This window comes from Mesorhizobium sp. M0808 (genome assembly GCF_040320025.1).
Lineage (GTDB): Bacteria > Pseudomonadota > Alphaproteobacteria > Rhizobiales > Rhizobiaceae > Mesorhizobium.
In genome coordinates, this window is the sequence record NZ_JAMYOX010000136.1 from 1 (window position 1) to 658 (window position 658).

At 67.9% G+C, this 658-nt stretch carries 1 protein-coding gene; it reads left to right on the forward strand.

Annotation, left to right across the window (positions count from 1 at the left end; all coding sequences use genetic code 11):
- Positions 1–524, forward strand: a 524-nt coding sequence (locus tag NKI25_RS36325; RefSeq protein WP_353000990.1) for a transposase, incomplete at its 5' end; no start/stop codon positions are given.
- Positions 525–658: the final 134 nt, after the last annotated feature.

Genomic DNA, 658 nt, shown 5'->3' on the forward strand with positions numbered 1-658 from the left:
CGATCGAGGACGCGGCTCAGCGACTACACCGCCTGGATGAGCAGTTGCGCGCCGTCGTGCCAACTTGGTCCATGGCGCGAGTCGTTGAGGCCTATCAGGCCATGCGCGGCGCCTCGTTCCTGGTCGCAGTGATATTTGCGGCCGAGATTGGGGATGTGCGTCGCTTCGATACGCCGCCGCAGTTGATGGCCTTTCTCGGCCTTGTCCCGGGGGAGCGCTCGACCGGTGACACGGTTCGCCGGTCGAGCCTTACGCTCGCCGGCAATCGACGCGCCCGCCGCGCCCTGGTCGAAGCGGCATGGACTTACCGCTATCCTGCCAGGGTCAGTGAGACCCTGAGGGTGCGGCTCGAGGGGCTGCCCAAGGCCGTCCGCGATATTGCCTGGAAGGGGCAGCTCCGGCTCTGCGCCCGCTATCGTCGCCTCAGCGCCGCCGGCAAGAAGCCGCCGGTGGTCGTGGCTGCGATCGCACGCGAGATGGCCGCCTTCTTGTGGGCCATCGGCCGGGAGGTCGCGCCGTCATAGCCGGTCTCGACCCAACCCGCTGCACAGTGTTGGGGGTGGGGCCACGGTGGGGAACTCCCGTCGCTAGTTATGTGGCCAAGCCGATGCGCCCGACGCCCGCCCTCTAGACCGAGGACAGCCCCGAGACGAAGATA